4 protein-coding genes are annotated in these 4,264 nt (G+C 57.0%); 3 read left to right on the top strand and 1 reads right to left on the bottom strand.

What is annotated here, in order from left to right:
* From VGE80_RS01920 to VGE80_RS01910, 3 genes are all read left to right on the top strand, one after another.
* The coding region (locus tag VGE80_RS01920; protein ID WP_440591474.1) for an efflux RND transporter permease subunit at positions 1–1,384 on the top strand (1,384 nt) is incomplete at its 5' end.
* A 72-nt stretch (positions 1,385–1,456) separates the two neighbouring features.
* On the top strand, positions 1,457–1,672 hold the full coding sequence (locus VGE80_RS01915) for a hypothetical protein (RefSeq protein ID WP_440591473.1): 216 nt from the start codon (positions 1,457–1,459) through the stop codon (positions 1,670–1,672).
* Between the two features lie 499 nt (positions 1,673–2,171).
* A complete protein-coding gene (locus VGE80_RS01910; RefSeq protein ID WP_373653450.1) occupies positions 2,172–2,822 on the top strand; it encodes a hypothetical protein in 651 nt (216 codons plus the stop codon).
* Positions 2,823–3,328: 506 nt separating this feature from the next.
* Here the strand turns inward: VGE80_RS01910 and VGE80_RS01905 are convergent.
* On the bottom strand, positions 3,329–4,264 hold a 936-nt coding region (locus VGE80_RS01905; protein ID WP_440591472.1), incomplete at its 5' end, for a tetratricopeptide repeat protein.

Raw genomic sequence — 4,264 nt, 5'->3', positions numbered from 1 at the left:
ATTCAAGCCCTGTATGCTGTCGACGCTCACGACCCTGATGGGCCTGATCTCACTCAACGTCAGCACCATCCTTCCGGTCAGCCAGTTCGGCTACGCAGCCGCCTGCGGCGCGGTTGTCGCGTTGATCGTCGGGCTGGGGATCACACCGGCTCTGCTGACGGTCATGCCCCATTGCACGGTCCGTTCCGTGCGATTCCGACTCAACTTCCGCTGGTGGGGTTCACAAGTGGCCGCCCATCGTGGCCTCGCACTCGGCGGAGCTGCGGTGTTACTCGGCATCACATTTCTGGGCATCCTGAAGTTGGAACCCAGCATTAATCCAACAGAGTTTTTGCCTCGCAACAGCAAGATTTTGTCAGACCTGCGCCGTATCCAATCTGACTTGACCAACGTCGATTCGATCGAAGCGGTTGTTGACCTGGGGGGCGAAAAGCTCGCCTTCATGGACCAGTTGCAGAAGATTCGCACGATTGAGGCCAAGATCGCTGCCCACCCCGGTGTCCGGCATACGCTGTCACTGGCGACGTTTTTCCCCGAAGAAATGCCAGACAGCACAATGGCAGCAGCACGAATTCTGGGTCACGCCAAGTCGTACTCAGGCGAAGAAGGCTTTGTCGCCGCCCGCCAGAGACTCTGGAGAATCTCAGCCCGAATTCGCCATGACTCGGGCCTCAATCCGGTCGAAGTCCTGAATCAATTGACCGAGCGGCTCGCCGATGAGCCGCTCCATTTCACAGGTCTGACCCCGCTGCTCAAGAATGCTCAGCAGGAAATTTTCGACGGGTTCTGGGAAAGCTTTACCGCTGCGTGTCTCACCATTTCGATCGTAATGATTCTTTCATTGCGTTCTGTGGTCGCCGGCATAGTCGCCATGATTCCGAATATTATTCCGATCTGGCTGGTGTTCGGGAGCGTCGGTTTCCTGGGAATGCCCGTGGATATCGGCATGATGATGACCGGCAGTATCGCGTTAGGAATCTCTGTTGACTGCACGTTTCACTTCCTCGTGAAATACCAGGCAGCATACCGGAATGGAGCCAGCTCAAAAGAAGCCGTACTGCAATCGCTTGAGCACTCCGGTGAACCGATGCTGGACTCAACCTTGATCTCGGCACTGGGCATGCTGGCCCTCTGTTTCAGCAGCTTCGCACCAACGGCCCGATTCGGCTGTCTAATGGCCTCGCAGATGCTGGCTTCCCTCTTGGGCGAACTCGTCATTCTGCCTGCGATGCTGTGCTGTCGCCCCAGCCTGCGACGGCAAACCGCTCCCGAAGCCGCAAATGAAACTGTCCCCGCCAGCAAATTGGAATCGGCTCCGCAGATTCACCCGTTCCCTGCAGAACTGCCGGCCCCGTCTCGCCGAGCCCGAGCGGTGGCACGCTAATCCCATCCCACACTGTCACGACTACGTTCCCTTTACTCGCGATGACCGAGTGAGGGAACAGAGTCCTCAGGTGTGCTCAGATCCCTCGCCCCTTTCTTCACGGGCGAGTCGAACCAGGCGCTGACCGAACGAGTCGCCGTCGAGGTTTCCTCCCGACCGACTCGCAATCGGGCTCAACGTTCTCCGGACCGTTCCTCGCGCCGAATCCTGACGGAGGTAACGACGCTCTCTCTCAAAGTCAGTGGTCTGCAGCGCGTCAAAGTTCAGGCCGGCTTGCTGATCACTTGAAGGGCTCAGCAGTGCGCTGACTAACACATTCGTCTGCTTGCATGAGTCGAATCGTCACCCTCTTAATGAGCGGCCCATGGCCTGCCCGCTCAAAAACAAGACTCCACTCGCCCGCACGCCGCCTGCCCCATCTCCAGTCCAACGAAGAGGATATGGCGTCCGGAGAACGGACGAATCAAAACTTTCGCCGACTTGCGCAGCTCGTTAAGCGACTCACTTCGCATCTGCAGATCGCTTAATTTTTCATTATGATTGTCGCTGGAAGCTACAAACATATTGGACACCCGTCCTTTTTGTCAGAGAATCAATGTTGAGCAAACCGAAATTCAGGGATTTTCCCCTTTCGATTCTCTTCATTTTTTGTGACCTCACGCATAAAACCAAAAAGTAGGTGACAAAGGCGCACGCCTGACCAGTTTCCTGTAAAATCTCACGGACATCGCGACAGGAGCTCAGTCACGACGTCTCAATTCACACTTATCCTCAGGCTTCGATTCCGATGACCCCGGTCGCCAGCTTTTCGTCCCTCCCAGTCCTTAATGAACTCGTCACCAAGGTGAGGTGGCGTCCCGAGATCGGAGATCCGGACCTCTTGAGCTGGACCATCACCATCAGCCATCTGGTCGCAGGATTAATCTGCCTGAGAATCGGCTTTCAGCGTTTCCAAGGGACGCCCCTTAAGGGCCAGTCTGCTTTGCAGTGGGTTTGGCTGATGCTGGGCTTCAGTCTGATCTTTTTTGGATTGAACAAACAACTGGATCTACAAATACTTCTGACAGAGGTCGGACGCATTCTCGCCAGAGATGCGGGCTTCTTCGAGAAGCGAAAAACCATTCAGGCGATCTTCGTTGCCGTGTTTGCCACAGCCTCGACGATCTTCGTGTTTGGACAACTGTACTTCACGCGACATCGCCTGCATGAGTTCGGATTCGCGCTGCTGGGGATGATGTGCCTCGTCGCGTTCGCCATTATTCGTGCCGCCACGTTCTACCATCTGGAAAGATATGTGAACCGTCTGCCATTTAACGGCTCCTATTTGAACGCGGCGCTCGAACTGGGTGGCTCGCTTCTTGTCTCGCTCGGCGCTGTCCTCGCCCTGCGTCGCACCGCCAACGGGTCGAACGCCCCCTCTACTGCCACCGCGCGCTAAACACGCCTCATTTGCGGCGGAAATCATGCTGACGGGCTCTCGTTCTTTGGCTCGACAGGCATTTCCACTCCCGTTCCGCGTGGCATGAGCTATTCCGAACGGAACTAAAACGAGGGTACATGCGGGCTGCAGACAGTATCGTCAGGTTCCATTTGATGCCTTCCGTCGGTTCAGCAGGCCGCCTCAGACAGCAATTCCGTTTGGACAGCAATCGTCAAGACACGGCACCTGGAATTACTTCCTGCAGTAAGCCACTTCACTGATAGATTTGCTCACCGCGAAAGTCGTAGCAAAAAATTCAATTTCCGCTTCAGTCGCGACCATTCAGAACAAAGAAGGGTGGCGCATCGAAAACCCGGCCGGCGTTACTGCGGAAAAGGATAACACCGACCGGGTCTCATTGGGGTTTCCCCCGCAGATGATGCTGCTGCAGTCCGCGGCCAAAGCAGCGCGCGACTCGAAAGCCCACCGTCATCGGTGACCGCAGAACAGAGAGACGTATTCGGTCAACCGACAGAAAGCACTTCCGCGCGGCAGGCGGCCTGCGCCTCGGCCAGGAACTCGCTGACCAGGAGATAGGGAGCGATGGCGGTTGGGGGGATGGAATCAGCGGGCAGGTTATCCATTCGCACCCGACAGGCGTGCGCTCGCACAGGATCGACGCCAGCCTCGTAGAGAAAGGCGAGTCGCTCTAAACAGCACCGGCACTCGATCTGGTCCAGTTGCGACGCAGACAAATGACGAACCCAGTCCAGCGCCCGGGAAAGATCGCCCGTCTCGGCGACGATCTTCGCAAGCCCCAGTCGATAGATCGCCTTTTCGGGTGCCAGCGAGATTGCCCGTTTCATGACCGACATCACCAGCGATGCCGTCGCACCGCTTCGAGCCAGATAGTAGCCAAATTCATAGACAGATTGGGCATGGTCGGACTGCATCGCGACCACGCGACGGGCGACTTCCAGGGCCCGAGGCGATTCGTTCAGCGAATCCAGCCGCGAAGCACAATAACGAAGTATATCCGCAGGGACTTCCGGACCGTTGGCGACAGACGCATAAATATCGCGTGCATCACGGTACAAGCCCGACTGCAGGTAGCAATCCGCGAGAGCACACCAGGTTGACGGGCGAAGCGGTACAAAGAGCATCGCTCGCTCCAGCCGACGACGCCCGGCAAAATAGTTCTGGGCTGCGCGTTCGAACAGGCCCGCCACCTCACACAGCCTGCCGTTCTCGGTATCAGCAGCCCAAGCCTCTCCCGCCAGACGGGCCGCTTCGCCCCACTGACGAGCCCTCGCCAGTGCGATCAACTGCTCCAGCAATCCAATTCCAATCTTCGCCGTCTCAGCTTTCATGGTACATTTCCCACGCTTGATTTGAGGCACTTGCGAGAAAACTGACGAATGCTGACCGGCGGTCAGCATGGTTTGAGGTGAGGGCTGGCT

The organism is Schlesneria sp. (assembly GCF_036405755.1).
GTDB classification, from domain to species: domain Bacteria; phylum Planctomycetota; class Planctomycetia; order Planctomycetales; family Planctomycetaceae; genus Schlesneria; species Schlesneria sphaerica.
Note: the sequence above shows the minus strand (reverse complement) of the source record. Positions and strands in the feature narration are given on the sequence as shown.